Here is a 15,906-nt window from a genome sequence, read left to right as displayed (position 1 = left end):
CGCCAACAGAACAATACGGAGACAAGCATGACAGTCATGAAGACGGCCGCCCGCGCGGCCTTCGTGACGGGGACGGCGCTCGCCGCTTCCGCCACGACCCTCGTCGCTACGATTCTCACCGCCGCCACCGTCGCTACCGTCACCACTGCCGCTCACGCGCAAACGGCAACGACCGCGGCCCCCGTCGCCGTCCACTCCCGGCTCGACGACATCGTGAAGTCCGGCACGCTGCGCGCTTGCGCAACCGGCGACTACAAACCCTATTCGTACCGCCGCCCCGACGGACAGTTCGAGGGCATCGACGTGGATCTCGTCGCCTCACTGGCCAAGTCGCTCGGCGTGAAACCCGTGATCGTCCCGACGACCTGGAAAGGCCTGATGGACGATTTCACCGCCGGGAAGTGCGACATCGTCGTCGGCGGCGTGTCCGTCACGCTCGATCGCGCCGCGCGCGCCTATTACAGCAAGGTGGTCATGGTCGACGGCAAGTCACCCATCGTTCGCTGCGCCGACGTGGCGAAGTACCAGACGCTCGCCGATCTGAATAAACCCAGCACCCGCGCCATCGCCAACCCCGGCGGCACCAACGAACGCTTCGCCCGCCAATACCTGCCGAACGCCACGCTGACGATTTATCCGGACAACGTCACGATCTTCCAGCAAATCGCCGACGGGAAAGCCGATGTGATGGTGACGGACTCCTCCGAAACCCTCCTCCAGCACAAGCTCAACCCCGCACTCTGTCCCGTCAATCCCGATAAACCGCTTCAGTTCGGCGAGAAGGCCTATCTGCTGCCCCGTGGCGACGATGTCTTCAAGCATTACGTCGATCAGTGGCTGAATCTCGCTCAGAAAACCGGTGAGTATCAGAGCGTTGTCGATAAATGGCTGAAGTGATTCGCTGATTCACCGCTGCATTGTTCTCCCCAAACGCAGCGACACCGAAACAAGGGGGACGCTTCCCTGCGCTCCAACTTAAAAGTCGCTGCGGTAAGCGTCCCCTTTGTTCCGGCCTGTGTTGCCCAGGGTTTTAACCCCCGAAACCCTAAACCTCCTCGGCCATCTGCATCCTCGCCAACGGCTCAAACGCCTTCGGGTCGTCTGCTTCCGCAGCCTCGACTCGAATCCGTTCGGGCATGCGGGGTTCGAGCGCTCTCAGGCCGTCCTGTACTCGACCCGGTTTATCCCAGCCATTCGCGCAGACGCTGCGCGGCGTCGTGCATCACCATCCTCGCTTGCGGCACGAACGGCTGCAATCGCGCGAAGCTATGCGTCAAACCCGCCGCCTCGATGACCTCCGCCCGCGATCCCGTACGCGCAACGAACTGCGCATACGCCACCGCTTCGTCATGCAACGGATCGTATTCCGCAGCAATCACCAAACTGTTCGGCAACGGATGACGCGGCGCTTCCGCCATCAGATTGACCCGCACATCACTCTCCGCCGGCTCCACGCCACCCAGAAATTCCTTCCAGTACCAACGCATTTCGTCTCGCGTCAGTCCAATGCCATCCGCCAGACGCTCGTAACTCGGCGTGTCGAACCGATACTGCACGACCGGATAGATGAGCAATTGCGCACCTACCATGCCCGGATGCCTGTCGTTGAACCACGCCGCCGCCTGTGCCGCCAGATGTCCGCCCGCACTGTCGCCCGCCACCGCCAACCGGTCCAGGCTCACGCCCAGCCGGGCGCGCTGCTCCGCCGCCCACGCCAACGCCTCACGCGCGTCGTCGACCGGCACCGGGAACGGATGCTCCGGAGCCAGCCGGTAATCGACACTGAGTACCGCGACGTCGGCATCCTGCGCGAGCAAGGCCGCGACCGTTCCGTGCGTGTCGACATCGCCAACGACCCAGCCGCCACCATGGAAGTACACGACCAGCGGGACGACGCGACCCTCCGGCCGATAGAGCCTCGCCCGCAGATTGCGACCCGGCAGCGAAATCTCGAACGTCTCGCTTTTCAATCCCGCCGGCAACGGACGCAGCGCCTCGACGGCGACGGTGGCGAATTTGGCGCGCACGTCCTGCGGCGTTGGCGCGGGGGCGTTTTCGGGAGTGGGGTACTTGCGCGCCATCAAGTCGTAATAGGCGAGCAGATCGGCATCGATGGTCATGGCAGCGAGATGTTGACGTTAGAGGGAGTCGGAGGGCGACGTTGAACCGTCGGCTTTTTCTATTTTCGGGACGACGCTCGGCACAAGCGTTTGACGTGTCAGCGGCCGGCGGCCTGTTGGCCACCCGGTTCGGACAACCCGCCGCCTTGCATCAACCAACGCTGATGCTCGATCTTGACGCAGCGGTCCATGACGACGTCCAGCCCGGCCGCCAATGCCTCGGCCGCCGCTTCGTCGTTCTCGATGCCCAACTGCATCCACAAACTGTTTGCACCGATGGCGACAGCCTCTGTCGCGATCGGCGGTATATCGCCGCTGCGGCGAAAGCAGTCGACCATCTGAATGCGCAGACCTTCGGCGCGAAGGGCTTCTGCCGCGTCGGTCAGGCTGGCGTAGACGGTCTCGCCCAGAATCTTTTCGCCGGAATCGGCGGCCTGCGGGTTGATCGGCACGATCCGATACCCATGCTGTTGCATGTATCGCGAGGTGGTGAAGCTCGGCCTGTCGGGTCGCGGCGATAAGCCCACAACCGCGATCACCCGGTCACGCGCCAGGATCTGCCCCAAACGTTCAATGGTTTCCATTGCTCACTTTGTTGCCACGCACAAAGTTTGAACTTAGCACATTGCCGACACCTGCGTTCGGGACGCCAGGATGCGGTGCGTTTGTCGACGATGACTGGAGATGGCCGCTAGTGGAGCGGCCGAGACGCTATCACCGACCCTCAGCCGGGATTGGGTGCTGATAGCGGTGAGGTATCGATGGCGAAGAGGGATTGCCTTGCCGGGGTCGGATGGACGTCGAGCGGATGGCTCGGATGGCGAGTTATTCAGGATGACGAACAAAATATGGAAAGTTGTGTCTCAGCGCAGAGCCTTGTGCCGCAAGGCGCAGGCGCGATTCACGGCGGCGGTGAAACGCGCTAGGTGTTACAACCTGAAACACTTTGTTACCCCTCCCTCCATACGTTTCCACCACAATGCATCTCAACGCTGAAGTGCTTATCCCCCGGTAACACAGCAGCGCGACTGTATCGGCAAAAACGCGTCCCCCGGCGCAATTTGCAAGGTGGTTCGATGCAGTGCTCCGAATCTGGTCTCCTCGCGCTAACCCCGTAGCGTGTGGTTTTGGCGGGCCCGTGTGTCCCGCCATTTTTTTGCCTGATTCGTCCTACATCTTTCCTAAGACTTTCTCCGACCCTGTCTCGGATATATCGCTTCGCAGCGCACAATGCTTCGACCTCCGATTGATTTTCGGAAATCGATTCACGTCTGCGTAATCCCCCGGAACGTGACGCACACGTGACGCAAACGTGACGCGAAAGTGCGTCGGGATGGTCGCGATCTATCGATTGGCCGTCGCTCTGAGCCACGGCTTGAGCCAGCCAAGTCCCGCGCGCGTCGCCCCCTGTGGGCGGTATTCACACCCGATCCACCCGGCATACCCCAGTTCGTCGAGCAGACGGAACAGGAAGGGATAGTTGACCTCGCCGGTATCGGGCTCGTGTCGGGCCGGCACGCCGGCGACCTGCACGTGGCCGATATGGTCGATGGACTGGCGTATTTTCATCGCCAGATCGCCCTCGACGATCTGGCAGTGGTACGCATCGAACTGGACTTTGAGGTTGCTCGCACCGACTTCGCTACGAATGGCGTGCGCCTGATCCTGGCGCGTGAGGAAATAGCGCGGAAAGTCGCGCGGATTGATTGGTTCGATCAGTACGGTCACACCGTGTGCCGCGGCCTGACCGCTCGCGTAGGCGAGATTCTCGAGGTAGGTTGCGCGGCATCGCTCGGGCGACTCGGCGGCGTCGGGGCAACCGGCCATGACATGCAACTGCCGGCAACCTAGCGCATCGGCGTAGTCCAGTGCGAGTTCGATCCCGTCGCGAAATTGTGCCTCGCGACCGGGCAACGCCGCGATGCCGCGCTCTCCGCTCGCCCAGTCGCCCGCCGGACCGTTGAACAGGACTTGCGTCAGCCCGGCATCATCCAGCCGCTTGCGGATTTCCTGTGCGGGATGCTCGTACGGAAACAGGAATTCGACACCTCTGAAGCCATCGCTCGCCGCTTCCTGAAAACGATCGAGAAACGGGACTTCCTGATAGAGCAGGGTCAGGTTGGCAGCAAATCGCGGCATGAGCATCTCCGTCGCCCCCTATCCGTTGCCCCGAGCGGGCCGGGCAAAGCGGGCGGATGCCTGTCACGATATCACTGCCCGTCGATCTGCGGCGCGGCCACGCTACGCAGCTGATACCGGCCGTCGTTGTTGAAGAGCCAGGTCTCGACGGCACGCACACGTCCGCTGCTGTCCACCAGCGCCCGGCTCGGTGCCGGCAAGGGGCTCGCCCGTCGCAAGCTGGCGATGGCGATTCGCTCGGCTTCATGATCGCCGTTGCTGCGATAGAGGGCCACGCGTGTGACATTGCCACCGCGATCGACCCAGTATTCGAGCGAGACGACCGAGCGCAACATCGGCTGCGGATTGCCGGGTGTGATCTCCCGGGCATTGACCTCGGTCACACGCTGCGCCGCCGCCACCTTGTATTGATCAAGGCCCGACAGGGGCGGCTGGCCGAGCGGGAAATTGAGGACGAGTGGCTTCTTGGGCTCGAAATCGGGATTCGCACAACCGGTCACCAGCAACATGCCGGAGAGGATGGCGAACCATCCGGTGAATGCGGCGCGGCGTGCATGACGAACATGACGCGCACACGCGCGCTGAGAAGGTTGCGTATTCATGACTTGTCTCCCGCAACGTTCGCGACACTTTTTCTTGTTGTTACGACCTGTGCTGCGCGGCGTCCGTCCCCTCGCCGGGGAGGGACGACCGCTTCACTGCAACGCCGGCGCTCGCCGGCGGTCAATCTACTGCGCCTTGGTGCCAAACGACCAGTTCGGCATCAAGCTGTTGGACGCGAGATTCTCGTCCTGCAACTTGCGCGCGGTCTCCACGCCGGCGACCGGCAACCCTGTCGGATCGAGCAGGCCGATCTGCACGAGTACGCTCGCCTGATCCCAATATATGTGTTCGTGCTCCAGTTTGTCTCCCCGGAATCGTACGATGGCCACCAACGGAATTTCGACACGGCGTCCCGTCGGCGCCACGCCCGGCAACATCCAGTCCACCGGCGTCGTGTGGGTGAAGCAGAACAGCAGTTCGTCGACGAGTTGGGTCGCGCCGATCGTGCGCGATATCGGAATCAGCTTCGTGTCGGGCGGGTTGCTGTTGACGAAGTGATTCCGGTAGAAATGCGCTAACTGCTGATGGCCGACACCGCCCGTCATCGTCGGAATGTGATTGACGTAGGGCTCCGCCACCATCGTCTTCATCAACGGATCGATCTCGCGGACGGCAAATTCGTATGCGCAATGCGTTTCCCACAGCGACGCGAAGTCGAAATGCGGCCCGATGGTGCGGCGCACCGCACCAATGGTGCGCTGGTGGGCGAGCTGGGTGGCGGCGCGGTTGAAGTGGTCGCCGGGACGCGCGAACGCATGATCGGCGTCCGGGTACAGATACAGGGTGACGTTGGGATGCTTGCCGAGCCGCTCGGTCAGCGTGTCGCGCACTTCGGCCGGCGCGTATTTGTCGAGCTCGGCGACGTGCAGCACGAGGGGCGGATGCTCGCCCGCGAGTTCGTCGACGTGCTGCTCCAGCCCCACGCCGTAGTAACTGACGGCCACATCCGCACTCGTGCGCGTGACCGACAGCGCGGCCAGCTTGCCGCCGAGGCAATAGCCGACCACGCCCACGCCGCCTACGCATTCCGGCAAGGCACGCAGCGCGTCGACGGTAGCGCCCACGTCTTCCATGCCGAGATCGACGTCGAAACTCTGGAACAGGGCGAACGCGCGCTGCCAGTCGCCGGACGAATAACCGAGTTCGATGCCGGGCTCGATGCGCCAGAACAGGTCGGGCGCGAGAACGACGTAGCCCTCTTCTGCATAGCGGTCCGCCAGTTCGCGGATGTAGGCATTTACGCCGAAGATTTCCTGACAGAGCACCAGTCCGGGGCCCTTGCCCTCGCTAACGCCTTTACTGTCCGGCGTTGCCAGATATGCCTGAAACGTCTTGCCGTCGCGCGACTTGATGCTGATGAAGCGTCCTGCCATGTCACTTTCTCCTGAGTTGCCGGATCAGATGTCCGTGGTGGCCGTAGCTAGCGGCATCCGACGATACCATGCATACTCGGAGCGCACGTCCCAGGCGTGACGCGGGATGCGAGGGCATCGTTGCTGCATCGAGCGATTGCTGACCCCTCGTTGTCCTGTCACGCCGGACGCTTTTTGGACGCATTGGAGTGACCATGATTACCGTGTATCACAACCCGCGCTGCTCGAAGTCGCGCGAGGCGCTGGCGCTCGTCGAGGGTTCCCAGGCGGGTGGCGACCTGCAAGTCGTCGAATATCTGAAGACGCCGCCGACGCTGGCGGATCTGAAACGTCTGCACAAGCTGCTGGATGTGCCCGTGCGCGACATGATCCGCAGCAACGAGACGGAATTCGCGGAACTGGGGCTGGCCGACGAGGCACTGGGCGACGACGATCTGCTCGCGGCCGTGGCCGCCCATCCGAAGCTGTTGCAGCGTCCCATCGTAGTGAACGGCAAGAAGGCAGTGATCGCCCGCCCGCCGGAACTCGTGAACGACGTGCTGTAAGCCGTCTGCCAAGGCTGGAAAAAGAGAAGGGCGCGACGTATCGAACTTCGCGCCCTTCTCTTATTCAGGCAGTCGCGAATCAGCGATGCGCTGTGCTGTCCTTACCGGGGCCGGTGACGGGCGATTCGGCGTCGTTGGCGACGTCGGTCTCCTGCGCGGCTTCAGTCGATTCCCCTGCCACTTCTCCAGCCACTTTCGCGGCGGCCGAGCCGAACACCGGCGTATCGGCGCTGACGCTCAGGCCTGCGCCGCGCCAGCCGGGCAACTCGGACAGCGTCTTTTGCTGTTCACGCAGCTCGGCGAGCATGTTGCAGAAGAGGGCGCCTTGTTCGAGGGCGTCGTCGAGCGCGACGTGGGTATGCGGCAGCGGATCGAGCCAGACCTGCGGCAGACGCGGTTTGATGCACTTGCGATACGGCATGCCGGTCATCGCGAAGGCAAGCGTCTTGATGTCGAGCGCGGACCACGAGAACGGGCAACGACCGACGAAACGCATCATGTACCAGAACATGAAGGTGAAATCGAAGCCCGCCGGGTAGGCGACGAACACCGGCTTGCCGGGCAGCTTCTCGACCCACTTCACATACGCCTTGAGCGCCTTGGCCGGATCCTCCGGGTCGACGCGGCATGCCGCCCACGCCTCGGGTTCGGTCTTCCACCATTTCATCGTGAGCGGATGGCCCTTCGCGTCCGGCAAGCATTCGAGGTTGGCGCTGAAGGTGCCGATCAGCTCCTTGTCGGCGGTGTAGGCCGCCGAGGCGAAACTGAGCATCGAGTGCGGACCGGGAATCGGGCCGTCGGCTTCGACGTCGGTGCTGACGAAAATTTCCTCGTCGACAGGAATGATGCGCGACGGGGTCCGGGACATCGCCTCGCTCATGAGGCGCTCCGGGCGAGCACCGCATCGGCCACATACGGGTTCGTCTGACGCTCCTGCCCGAACGTGGACACCGGGCCGTGACCCGGGATGAACGTCACGTCGTTGCCTAGCGGCCAGAGCTTGTCGCGAATCGACGCGATCAGATCGGCGTGATTGCCGCGCGGAAAGTCGGTGCGGCCGATGGAGCCGGCGAAGAGCACGTCGCCCACGCTTGCCAGACGTTCGTCCTTCGAGAAGAACACCACGTGACCCGGCGTGTGGCCCGGGCAGTGGAAGACGTCGAGCGTTACGTCGCCGAAGGTCACGGTGTCGCCGTCGCCCAGCCAGCGATCGGGGGTGAACGGTTCGGGCTCGGGAAAACCGAAGCGCGCGCTTTGCGCCTGAAGCTGGTCGATCCAGAAGGCGTCGTCCGGATGCGGGCCTTCGATGGGGACATCGTACTTGGCCGCCAGGGCGCCGGAGCCACCGCAGTGGTCGAGGTGGCCGTGCGTGAGGAAGATCTTCTCCAGCGTTACGCCCTGGCGTTCGATCTCGCCCACGATGCGGTCGATGTCGCCGCCGGGGTCGACCACGGCAGCGCGCTTCGTGGCGTCGCAGACGAGCAGGGTGCAGTTTTGCTGGAAGGGCGTAACGGGAATCAGGGTGACGTTCATGAGTGATCGGGGACGCGATTTTTGTCTATTGTATTCGGCCCGGCGACCCGTCGCGCGTCGCGGTACCCCGCGTGCCACCCCGCAGCCTTGCCCGGTGTCGATATGCGGTCTTTCGCAAAGCGCTTATCGGCGGGGGATGCCCATATTGAGGTAACGCTTTGTAATCAAGTCTTAGCGAGTAAGTGAACGCTCGCTGATGGGTTGATTTTTACGTCGTGTTAGACTTGCGGGCTATGCGAACACGCGACATGCTCACACGGTTCGCGGTCTGCTGCGCCCTCGCCCTGACGTTGACAGCCTGCACAACGCCGCTCGAACCCCCCAGCCAGACGGCTGCCGCCACTTCGGCGACAGGCGCGCGCGCCCGTGCGCGCGAAGCCAATGCCCCGGTCGGCTCCAGCTTCGATCTGCATTGGCCGGGCCGCACGTATCGCAACGAAGGCCTCAATCCCGGTGACCCCGATGCCCCGGATCGCGACGGCGAAGCGCGTCTGCGTGCCGATGCGGGGACTTTCTTCCAGACGGGCACGGCATCCTGGTACGGCAAGAACTTCCACGGCCGGCGCACTGCCACCGGTGAAGCGTTCGACATGAACGAGGCGACGGCCGCCCATCCGACGTTGCCGCTGGGCAGCTTCGCACTGGTGCGCAACGTCGCCAATAACAAGACGGTCGTCGTGAAGATCAACGACCGTGGCCCGTACTCCCGCAATCGCATCATCGATCTCTCTTACAGCGCGGCCAAACAGCTCGACTTTATTCGAGCCGGACACGCCAAGGTCGAAATCCGCCGCCTGTCGCGCAGTGAAGTCGCTGCCCTCGGCCTCGACGAGAGCAACAACGCACCCTGAAGTCCGCACGCGCGCATTCGCTGCGCAATCTGGTGCAACTTCCATAGCGTTAATTCCGAACATCATTCTGAATAGATGCCGATCCCTCTCAAAAAGTGGGACGTCGGTCGCCTTTTTATTGTGAAAAAAGCGCCTATCCGTGGTGAATTACTGCGCATTGTTTCGTTTTTCAGTGAATCTCATTGGCTGAACGCGTCGCATGAACGTGCGTACATTGGAACGCTCGCGACCGAATCGGCTATTTTTTTTCCGATTGCCGCATCAATCTGCCAGCGTTTGGGCGCAATCCGATGTTCCACGGGCTTCCCGGGAAGTTGCGTTGGCAACCGTTGTTCGCTGCCGGGGATGTGGGTAGACTGTGCCCCACGCGCAGGTGCACGCTTTGTGTGCATCCGAAAGAGGCTCGCGGAGACCCGGGCCCGGCGCACCGATATCTACTATCAAGAGCATTCCTGGAGGAGTTTTGATGTCGACGATGGGTAAATTCGCCACGCGCACCGTGCTGTGCGCAGTGGCCGCAACGTTGTTGGGGACGACCGGCGCGGCATTCGCGGCGGAGACGAAGTCGGTGGCCGTCGTGGCGATCGTGGAGCACCCGGCACTCGACGCCATTCGCGACGGCGCGAAGGACGAACTCAAGGCGGAAGGTTACGAGGTCGGCAAGAACCTCAAGTGGGAATACCAGAGCGCACAGGGCAACACCGGTACCGCCGCGCAGATCGCACGCAAGTTTGTGGGTGACAAGCCGGACGCCATCATCGGTATCGCCACGCCTACGGCGCAGGCCGTGGCTGCCGCGACCAAGTCGGTGCCGCTCGTGTATTCGGGCGTGACCGATCCGGTCGCCGCACAACTGGTCAAGAGCTGGGACGCCTCGGGCACCAACGTGACCGGCGTGTCGGACAAGCTCCCGCTCGACAAGCAGGTGGCACTCATCAAGCGTGTCGTGCCGAACGCGAAGACCGTGGGCATGGTGTACAACCCGGGTGAAGCCAACTCGGTCGTGGTCGTGAAGGAGCTCGAGAAGCTACTGCCGGCCGCCGGCCTCACGCTCAAGACCGCCGCTGCGCCGCGTACCGTGGACATCAGCTCGGCCGCCAACAGTCTGGTCGGCAAGGTCGACGTGATCTATACCAACACGGACAACAACGTCGTGTCGGCATACGAGTCGCTCGTGAAGGTCGCCAACGACCGCAAGATCCCGCTCGTCGCTTCGGACACGGACAGCGTGAAGCGCGGCGCCATCGCGGCACTGGGCATCAACTACTACGACCTCGGCCGTCAGACGGGCAAGGTGGTGGGCCGCATCCTGAAGGGTGAGAAGCCGGGCTCGATCGCCTCGCAGACCAGCTCGAATCTGGAACTGTTCGTCAACACGGCCGCCGCCGCGAAGCAAGGCGTGAAGCTGTCGGACGATCTGGTGAAGGAAGCCAAGACGGTCATCAAAGAGTAAATAGAACGAAGCAGGAAACCCGCGCGCGAGTCACGCGCGGGGTGCCGATGTCGCGAGCGACCGTTTGCGACACCGGCAAGCGACAGGGCGGCGCCCGGACACGATCTGTCCCCGCCGCTCTTTTCCTATCGAATGGGCGAGATGGCTCCCCCCGAAACGCGGTCGCACAACGACCGGCTATGACCTGAACTGGCCGACTCGGCCGTGCGGGCGCCAGTGTCGAGACCCGGCACAGGCTGTCTTGCGCAGTGGAATTACGACAATGTCCTTCTTTTCTCTCATGGGCGCACTGGAGATCGGCCTGATCTTCAGCCTCGTGGCGCTCGGGGTGCTGATTTCCTTCCGCATCCTCAATTTTCCCGACCTGACGGTTGACGGCAGTTTCGCGCTTGGTGGTGCGACGGCAGCCATCCTGATCGCCAACGGCGCCAATCCGTTCGCGGCGACTGCCGTGGCAATGGTGGCCGGCGCCGCAGCGGGTTTCATCACCGGCTGGCTGAACGTGCGCCTGAAAATCATGGATCTGCTCGCCAGTATCCTGATGATGATCGCGCTCTACTCGGTCAACCTGCGCGTGATGGGTGCACCGAACGTGCCGCTGATCACGTCGCCTACGGTCTTCACGATGCTGTTGCCGGAGAACGCACCGGCCTGGCTGCCGGACTATGTGTTGCGCCCGGCGATGTTGCTGCTGGTCGTGGTGGTGGTGAAGCTCGGTCTCGATTACTTCTTCTCGTCGCAGCAGGGTCTCGCGATGCGCTCGACCGGTGCGAATCCGCGGATGGCGCGTGCGCAGGGCGTGAACACTGGCCGCGAGATTCTGGCGGGCATGGCGCTCTCCAACGCGCTGGTCGCGCTCGCGGGCGCGCTGTTCGCGCAGTCGCAGGGCGGCGCCGATATCTCGATGGGGATCGGTACCATCGTGATCGGTCTGGCGGCGGTGATCATCGGCGAGACGATTCTCCCGGCGCGACGCCTCATTCTCACGACGCTGGCCGTGGTGATCGGTGCGGTGCTGTACCGCTTCTTCATCGCGCTCGCTCTGAACAGCGATTTCATCGGTCTGAAGGCGCAGGACCTCAATTTGGTGACGGCATTGCTCGTGGCGGTGGCGCTGGTGCTGCCGGCAACGCGTCGCAAGCTGTTCGCCCGCAAGAACGGAGGTGCCTGATCATGTTGAGCGCAAAAGACCTCAAGATCACTTTCAATCCGGGCACGCCCATCGAAAACCGTGCACTGCGCGGCATGACGCTGGAAATCCCGACGGGCCAGTTCGTCACGGTGATCGGCTCGAACGGTGCGGGCAAGTCCACGTTCCTGAATGCCATCAGCGGCGATCTGTCGGTGGACTCCGGCACGATTTCCATCGACGGCAACGACGTCACGAAGAAAACAGCGTGGCAGCGCGCCAATCAGGTCGCGCGCGTGTTTCAGGACCCGATGGCCGGGACGTGTGAAGCGTTGACCATCGAAGAGAACATGGCGCTGGCGGTCAGACGCGGTGAGCGTCGCAGTTTCCGCTTCGCGCTGAACAAGGACCTGCGCGAGCGTTTCCGCGAAAAGCTGAGCCTGCTCAATCTCGGGCTGGAGAATCGTCTTTCGGATCGCATCGGTCTGCTCTCGGGCGGGCAGCGTCAGGCGGTGAGTCTGCTGATGGCGTCGTTGCAGCCGTCGCGCATTCTGCTACTGGACGAACACACGGCGGCGCTTGACCCGAAGACGGCTGCGTTCGTGCTGGAACTGACGGCGCGCATCGTCGAGGAGAGCAAGCTCACGGCGATGATGGTCACGCACAGCATGCGCCAGGCGCTCGACTACGGCACGCGTACCGTCATGCTGCATCAGGGCAAGGTGGTGCTCGACGTTGCCGGCGAGGAGCGCAAGGGCCTCGACGTGCCGGACCTGCTGCAAATGTTCGAGCGCACGCGCGGTGAACAACTCGACGACGATGCGTTGCTGTTGAGTTGAGGGTCATGCGCGGTGGTGAGACGTTCGCGTCTGCCGCCGCCGCTTGAGAGATGCCACACACGATGCCCCCGGCCTTCCGGGGGCATCGTCGTTTCTGCGTCCTGACAAGGCGTTACCTGTTATCGCTCTCAGGCGACTCGCCGGTACATGAGGCTGCCGTAGCCGCTGGGCGAGTTTCGCTTTGAACTGTCGTTGAACGGAGGCGTTGAGGGCACGCCACTCCTTGAGTCGGTTATCGGCGCGGAAGTTTGGGGAATTACCGAGAAATTCGCCGGAAACTTCCGATTTTCCGGCGGCGTAGATTGTCGGCTGACGCACGCCTCGCGGCGCTGATCGTTCAGCCGTTTTTCAGGGCCAATGCGCGCTCGTAAAGCGCATTCTTCGGGGCGCCGGTGATGGCTGCGGCGAGTTTGGCGGCGCTTTTCGTCGGCAGCTCTGCGACCAGCAACGCCAGCACGCGCTGCGCTTCGGCATCCACGCCGTCGTCGCTCGCGCTGGCCGCCGCGCCGGAGACGGCGAGCACGAATTCGCCGCGCTGACGGTTGGCGTCCGCCTTCAGCCACGCCACCCCTTCGCCCAGCGCGCACTCATGGATGTCTTCGAAGCGCTTGGTCAGCTCGCGCCCGATCAGCAACCGGCGCTCGCCGCCCAGCCCATCGGCCAGTGCGGCAACCGTCTCCACGATGCGGTGAGGCGCTTCGTAGAACACCTGCGCTGCCGTGGACCCGGACAGCGCCGTGATGGCTTGCGCACGCTGCTGTGCCTTCGACGGCAGGAAGCCCACGAACGTGAACGTCTCCACCCACGCGCCAGCGGCCGACAGCAACGTGATCACCGCACTCGCCCCCGGCACAGGCACCACGCCGAGGCCCGCAGCGCGGACCGCGTCGACAAGCCGTGCGCCAGGGTCCGAAATGCCAGGGGTGCCGGCGTCGGAAATATAGGCAATACGCTCGCCGCCGCGCAGGCGCTCCACCAGTCGTGTCGCCGCTTCGTTCTCGTTGTGTTGATGCGCCGCAATCAACGGCCGATCAATGCCGTAACGCTGCAACAACAACGCGCTGTTGCGCGTATCTTCACAGGCGATGGCATCGACCATGCCAAGAATATGCAGCGCCCGCACGGTGATATCGGCGGTATTGCCCAGCGGCGTGGCCACCACGTAGAGCGTGCCCGCCGGGTAATGCTGGCCCTCGGCCAGCGACATCAGGCGTTCATCCATCGCATCGGACTCCCGCGTTCTGGGGCGCACGCACGCGAGGCGCGGCGCTCGTCGGATCTTGAACAGTACCGGCGTGGCCGGTCAGGGAAAACATCGGAACAACCATGTCGAATCAGCTAGGAGTGTCGTTCGAGAACCGCGCGCAGACGCTACTGGAGCGGCGCGGCTGGCGGCTCGTCGCCCGCAATTATCAATGCCGGGGCGGCGAAATCGACCTCATTATGCGGGATCGGGCCGGCGTGCTGGTATTCGTCGAGGTCCGCGCGAGGGCGCGCAGCGACTTCGGCGGTGCCGCGCAGAGCATCACGCACGCCAAGCGGCGACGCCTCATGCTGGCCGCACGGCACTATCTGCTGCGGCGTCCGGCGGCACGCTGCCGCTTCGATGTCGTGACCTTCGACGGGCGGCCGCCCGTGGTGAACTGGCTGCCGGATGCCTTCCGGGCCGACGATCTCTGAGGAAACCCGCGCCCGCCACCCCTGTTACACTTGCGAAATTGCCGTGTGTTCACCATGCACGGCATTCGTAGGCCGGCCCGGCAGATGCGCCCCAGGGGACGCTGCTCAAGGCAGGCAGCTTTTGCGACACCCTGGCAAACGACCATGTCGATCGAACGAATTCAGAAACACTTCACGGATAGCGTCGAGACCAAGCTGGCCGCGCGCGATGCGCTCGTAGGCCCCATCGCCGCCGCGGCGGAAGTCATGGTCGGAGCGCTGACCAACGGCAACAAGATCCTCGCTTGCGGCAACGGCGGCTCGGCCGCCGACTGCCAGCACTTCGCGGCAGAACTCGTCGGTCGTTTCGAGCGCGAGCGCCCGGAACTGCCGGCCATCGCACTGACCACGGACTCGTCGATTCTGACGGCCGTCGGCAACGACTACAATTTCGACGCCATCTTCTCCAAGCAGGTCCGCGCGCTGGGCCAGGAAGGCGACGTGCTGCTGGCCATCACGACCTCCGGTAACTCCGGCAACGTGCTCGCGGCCATCGAGGCGGCTCATGAGCGCGGCATGCACGTGATCGCGCTTACCGGCAAAGGCGGCGGCAAGGTCAGCGACGCGCTCTGGGAACTGGACGTCCACATCTGTGTGCCGGCTTTGCGTACCGCCCGCATTCAGGAAGTTCACCTGCTCACGATCCACTGTCTGTGCGATCTGATCGACTCGGAACTGCTGGGCGACGAGTGAACCTATTGTCATCTTGAGGCGTCAAGATCATGTGACGGGCACCGGGTCGCGGGGGCGGGCGGTGCCGATTCGGCGCGGCGGGGGCCGTCCCGTTCGACAATCCAATAAGGAGAAAGCCCGATGAGTTTCCGACGCGTCCAAGGCGTTGTTAAGCCGCTTGCAGCGGCAGTGTTGATTGCTGCGACCCTCGCGGGTTGCGCCCCCATCATCCTCGGCGGCGCCGCCACGGGCGCACTCGTCGCCACCGACCGGCGTTCGGTCGGCGCGCAGACGGAAGACCGCGAAATCCAGGTCAAGGCCGAAGCCAACATCGCCAATACGCTGACCGACGACGCCGTTCACGTGAACGTGACCGTCTTCAACCGCCGCGTGCTGCTCACGGGCGAAGTCCCGAACGACGCCACCAAGCAGGCTGCGGTCAACATCGTCAAACAGATCAGCAACGTACGCGGTATCGTCGACGAACTCGCCATCGGACCGAAAAGCTCGTTCGGCTCGCGCTCCAACGACGCGTGGATCACCAGCAAGGTCAAGGCCAACCTGATCAACACCAAGGAGATTTCGGCCAACGTCTTCAAGGTGGTGACCGAGCGCGGCGACGTCTATCTGATGGGGCTGGTCTCTCCGGAAGAGGGCACCATCGGCGCCAATGTGGCGAGCCGTATCGACGGTGTGCAGAAGGTCGTGAAGCTGTATGAGTACGTGAAGCCGGAAGAGGCGCAGCGTCTGTCGACCGAAGCCGAAAAGAACCCGGCGCCTGCACAGGCCGACGACAGCAACGCCGCGACCGTTACGGCCACCCCGATCGGCAACGATACGGTCACGGCCCGACCGTTGTCGTCGCCGGCGCCGATCAGCGAAGGTCCGGTCAAACCGGGACCGTCGACCAAGACGGGTAACTGATCCACC

16 protein-coding genes and 1 pseudogene are annotated in these 15,906 nt (G+C 63.4%); 9 read left to right on the top strand and 8 right to left on the bottom strand.

The annotated features are described in order from the left end of the window. Positions 1–27: 27 nt before the first annotated feature. Positions 28–897: a transporter substrate-binding domain-containing protein gene (locus PCA20602_RS20590; RefSeq protein ID WP_150722785.1), complete on the top strand. Its 870-nt coding sequence runs from the start codon at positions 28–30 to the stop codon at positions 895–897. A 284-nt stretch (positions 898–1,181) separates the two neighbouring features. Here PCA20602_RS20590 and PCA20602_RS20585 read toward each other — a convergent pair whose 3' ends face one another. The 5 genes from PCA20602_RS20585 to PCA20602_RS20565 all read right to left on the bottom strand — a co-directional run bounded on the left by PCA20602_RS20585 (position 1,182) and on the right by PCA20602_RS20565 (position 6,235). Then, positions 1,182–2,120: an alpha/beta hydrolase gene (locus tag PCA20602_RS20585; RefSeq protein ID WP_150722784.1), complete on the bottom strand. Its 939-nt coding sequence runs from the start codon at positions 2,118–2,120 to the stop codon at positions 1,182–1,184. 98 nt (positions 2,121–2,218) lie between these two features. Continuing rightward, on the bottom strand, positions 2,219–2,704 hold the full coding sequence (locus tag PCA20602_RS20580) for a CoA-binding protein (protein WP_150722783.1): 486 nt from the start codon (positions 2,702–2,704) through the stop codon (positions 2,219–2,221). Between the two features lie 760 nt (positions 2,705–3,464). After that, entirely contained in the window at positions 3,465–4,259 is a 795-nt protein-coding gene (otnI, locus tag PCA20602_RS20575; RefSeq protein ID WP_150722782.1) for a 2-oxo-tetronate isomerase, read from the bottom strand. Positions 4,260–4,330: 71 nt separating this feature from the next. Continuing rightward, positions 4,331–4,861, bottom strand: a complete 531-nt coding sequence (locus PCA20602_RS20570; RefSeq protein ID WP_150722781.1) for an energy transducer TonB family protein — start codon at positions 4,859–4,861, stop codon at positions 4,331–4,333. 126 nt (positions 4,862–4,987) lie between these two features. Further along, positions 4,988–6,235, bottom strand: a complete 1,248-nt coding sequence (locus tag PCA20602_RS20565; RefSeq protein ID WP_150722780.1) for a dienelactone hydrolase family protein — start codon at positions 6,233–6,235, stop codon at positions 4,988–4,990. A 194-nt stretch (positions 6,236–6,429) separates the two neighbouring features. On the opposite strand from PCA20602_RS20565, the gene arsC reads away from it, so the two are divergent. Then, a complete protein-coding gene (gene arsC / locus PCA20602_RS20560; protein WP_150722779.1) occupies positions 6,430–6,780 on the top strand; it encodes an arsenate reductase (glutaredoxin) in 351 nt (116 codons plus the stop codon). 217 nt (positions 6,781–6,997) lie between these two features. On the opposite strand, the pseudogene PCA20602_RS20555 reads toward arsC, so the two are convergent. Both PCA20602_RS20555 and PCA20602_RS20550 read right to left on the bottom strand, forming a co-directional pair. Next, positions 6,998–7,648 (bottom strand): annotated as a pseudogene (locus PCA20602_RS20555) (3'-5' exonuclease family protein); the annotation flags it as partial. Positions 7,649–7,656: 8 nt separating this feature from the next. After that, positions 7,657–8,313, bottom strand: coding sequence for an MBL fold metallo-hydrolase (locus PCA20602_RS20550; protein ID WP_069344544.1), 657 nt, complete (start codon positions 8,311–8,313; stop codon positions 7,657–7,659). 248 nt (positions 8,314–8,561) lie between these two features. Here PCA20602_RS20550 and PCA20602_RS20545 point away from each other — a divergent pair, with 248 nt between their 5' ends. From PCA20602_RS20545 to PCA20602_RS20530, 4 genes are all read left to right on the top strand, one after another. Further along, positions 8,562–9,164 (top strand): septal ring lytic transglycosylase RlpA family protein, encoded by a 603-nt coding sequence (locus PCA20602_RS20545; RefSeq protein ID WP_069344545.1) that lies wholly within the window; start codon positions 8,562–8,564, stop codon positions 9,162–9,164. Between the two features lie 466 nt (positions 9,165–9,630). Then, a complete protein-coding gene (locus PCA20602_RS20540; protein WP_069344546.1) occupies positions 9,631–10,617 on the top strand; it encodes an ABC transporter substrate-binding protein in 987 nt (328 codons plus the stop codon). Positions 10,618–10,879: 262 nt separating this feature from the next. Continuing rightward, positions 10,880–11,788, top strand: a complete 909-nt coding sequence (locus PCA20602_RS20535) for an ABC transporter permease (protein WP_150722777.1) — start codon at positions 10,880–10,882, stop codon at positions 11,786–11,788. A gap of 2 nt (positions 11,789–11,790) precedes the next feature. Then, positions 11,791–12,585 carry an ABC transporter ATP-binding protein gene (locus PCA20602_RS20530; protein ID WP_069344548.1) on the top strand — a complete coding sequence of 265 codons (795 nt, stop codon included), beginning with the start codon at positions 11,791–11,793 and terminating at the stop codon, positions 12,583–12,585. Between the two features lie 337 nt (positions 12,586–12,922). On the opposite strand, the gene rsmI is transcribed toward PCA20602_RS20530, so the two are convergent. Further along, a complete protein-coding gene (gene rsmI / locus PCA20602_RS20520; protein WP_150722776.1) occupies positions 12,923–13,807 on the bottom strand; it encodes a 16S rRNA (cytidine(1402)-2'-O)-methyltransferase in 885 nt (294 codons plus the stop codon). Between the two features lie 104 nt (positions 13,808–13,911). Here rsmI and PCA20602_RS20515 point away from each other — a divergent pair, with 104 nt between their 5' ends. From PCA20602_RS20515 to PCA20602_RS20505, 3 genes are all read left to right on the top strand, one after another. Further along, positions 13,912–14,265, top strand: coding sequence for a YraN family protein (locus PCA20602_RS20515; RefSeq protein ID WP_069344550.1), 354 nt, complete (start codon positions 13,912–13,914; stop codon positions 14,263–14,265). 144 nt (positions 14,266–14,409) lie between these two features. Then, entirely contained in the window at positions 14,410–14,997 is a 588-nt protein-coding gene (locus PCA20602_RS20510) for a phosphoheptose isomerase (RefSeq protein WP_150722775.1), read from the top strand. A 120-nt stretch (positions 14,998–15,117) separates the two neighbouring features. Beyond that, on the top strand, positions 15,118–15,900 hold the full coding sequence (locus PCA20602_RS20505) for a BON domain-containing protein (protein WP_069344552.1): 783 nt from the start codon (positions 15,118–15,120) through the stop codon (positions 15,898–15,900). The last annotated feature ends 6 nt before the right edge of the window (positions 15,901–15,906 follow it).

It is taken from the genome of Pandoraea capi (assembly GCF_902459735.1).
Taxonomy (GTDB): Bacteria; Pseudomonadota; Gammaproteobacteria; order Burkholderiales; family Burkholderiaceae; genus Pandoraea; species Pandoraea capi.
The sequence above is the reverse complement of the archived record's forward strand: the minus strand, read 5'-3'. Positions and strand labels throughout refer to the sequence as shown.

Excerpts from the sequence above, each read along its gene's own strand:
- PCA20602_RS20590 (WP_150722785.1), top strand. The coding sequence starts at position 28 with ATGACAGTCATGAAGACGGCCGCCCGCGCGGCCTTCGTGACGGGGACG.
- PCA20602_RS20585 (WP_150722784.1), bottom strand. The coding sequence starts at position 2,120 with ATGACCATCGATGCCGATCTGCTCGCCTATTACGACTTGATGGCGCGC.
- PCA20602_RS20580 (WP_150722783.1), bottom strand. The coding sequence starts at position 2,704 with ATGGAAACCATTGAACGTTTGGGGCAGATCCTGGCGCGTGACCGGGTG.
- otnI (WP_150722782.1), bottom strand. The coding sequence starts at position 4,259 with ATGCCGCGATTTGCTGCCAACCTGACCCTGCTCTATCAGGAAGTCCCG.
- PCA20602_RS20570 (WP_150722781.1), bottom strand. The coding sequence starts at position 4,861 with ATGAATACGCAACCTTCTCAGCGCGCGTGTGCGCGTCATGTTCGTCAT.
- PCA20602_RS20565 (WP_150722780.1), bottom strand. The coding sequence starts at position 6,235 with ATGGCAGGACGCTTCATCAGCATCAAGTCGCGCGACGGCAAGACGTTT.
- arsC (WP_150722779.1), top strand. The coding sequence starts at position 6,430 with ATGATTACCGTGTATCACAACCCGCGCTGCTCGAAGTCGCGCGAGGCG.
- PCA20602_RS20550 (WP_069344544.1), bottom strand. The coding sequence starts at position 8,313 with ATGAACGTCACCCTGATTCCCGTTACGCCCTTCCAGCAAAACTGCACC.
- PCA20602_RS20545 (WP_069344545.1), top strand. The coding sequence starts at position 8,562 with ATGCTCACACGGTTCGCGGTCTGCTGCGCCCTCGCCCTGACGTTGACA.
- PCA20602_RS20540 (WP_069344546.1), top strand. The coding sequence starts at position 9,631 with ATGTCGACGATGGGTAAATTCGCCACGCGCACCGTGCTGTGCGCAGTG.
- PCA20602_RS20535 (WP_150722777.1), top strand. The coding sequence starts at position 10,880 with ATGTCCTTCTTTTCTCTCATGGGCGCACTGGAGATCGGCCTGATCTTC.
- PCA20602_RS20530 (WP_069344548.1), top strand. The coding sequence starts at position 11,791 with ATGTTGAGCGCAAAAGACCTCAAGATCACTTTCAATCCGGGCACGCCC.
- rsmI (WP_150722776.1), bottom strand. The coding sequence starts at position 13,807 with ATGGATGAACGCCTGATGTCGCTGGCCGAGGGCCAGCATTACCCGGCG.
- PCA20602_RS20515 (WP_069344550.1), top strand. The coding sequence starts at position 13,912 with ATGTCGAATCAGCTAGGAGTGTCGTTCGAGAACCGCGCGCAGACGCTA.
- PCA20602_RS20510 (WP_150722775.1), top strand. The coding sequence starts at position 14,410 with ATGTCGATCGAACGAATTCAGAAACACTTCACGGATAGCGTCGAGACC.
- PCA20602_RS20505 (WP_069344552.1), top strand. The coding sequence starts at position 15,118 with ATGAGTTTCCGACGCGTCCAAGGCGTTGTTAAGCCGCTTGCAGCGGCA.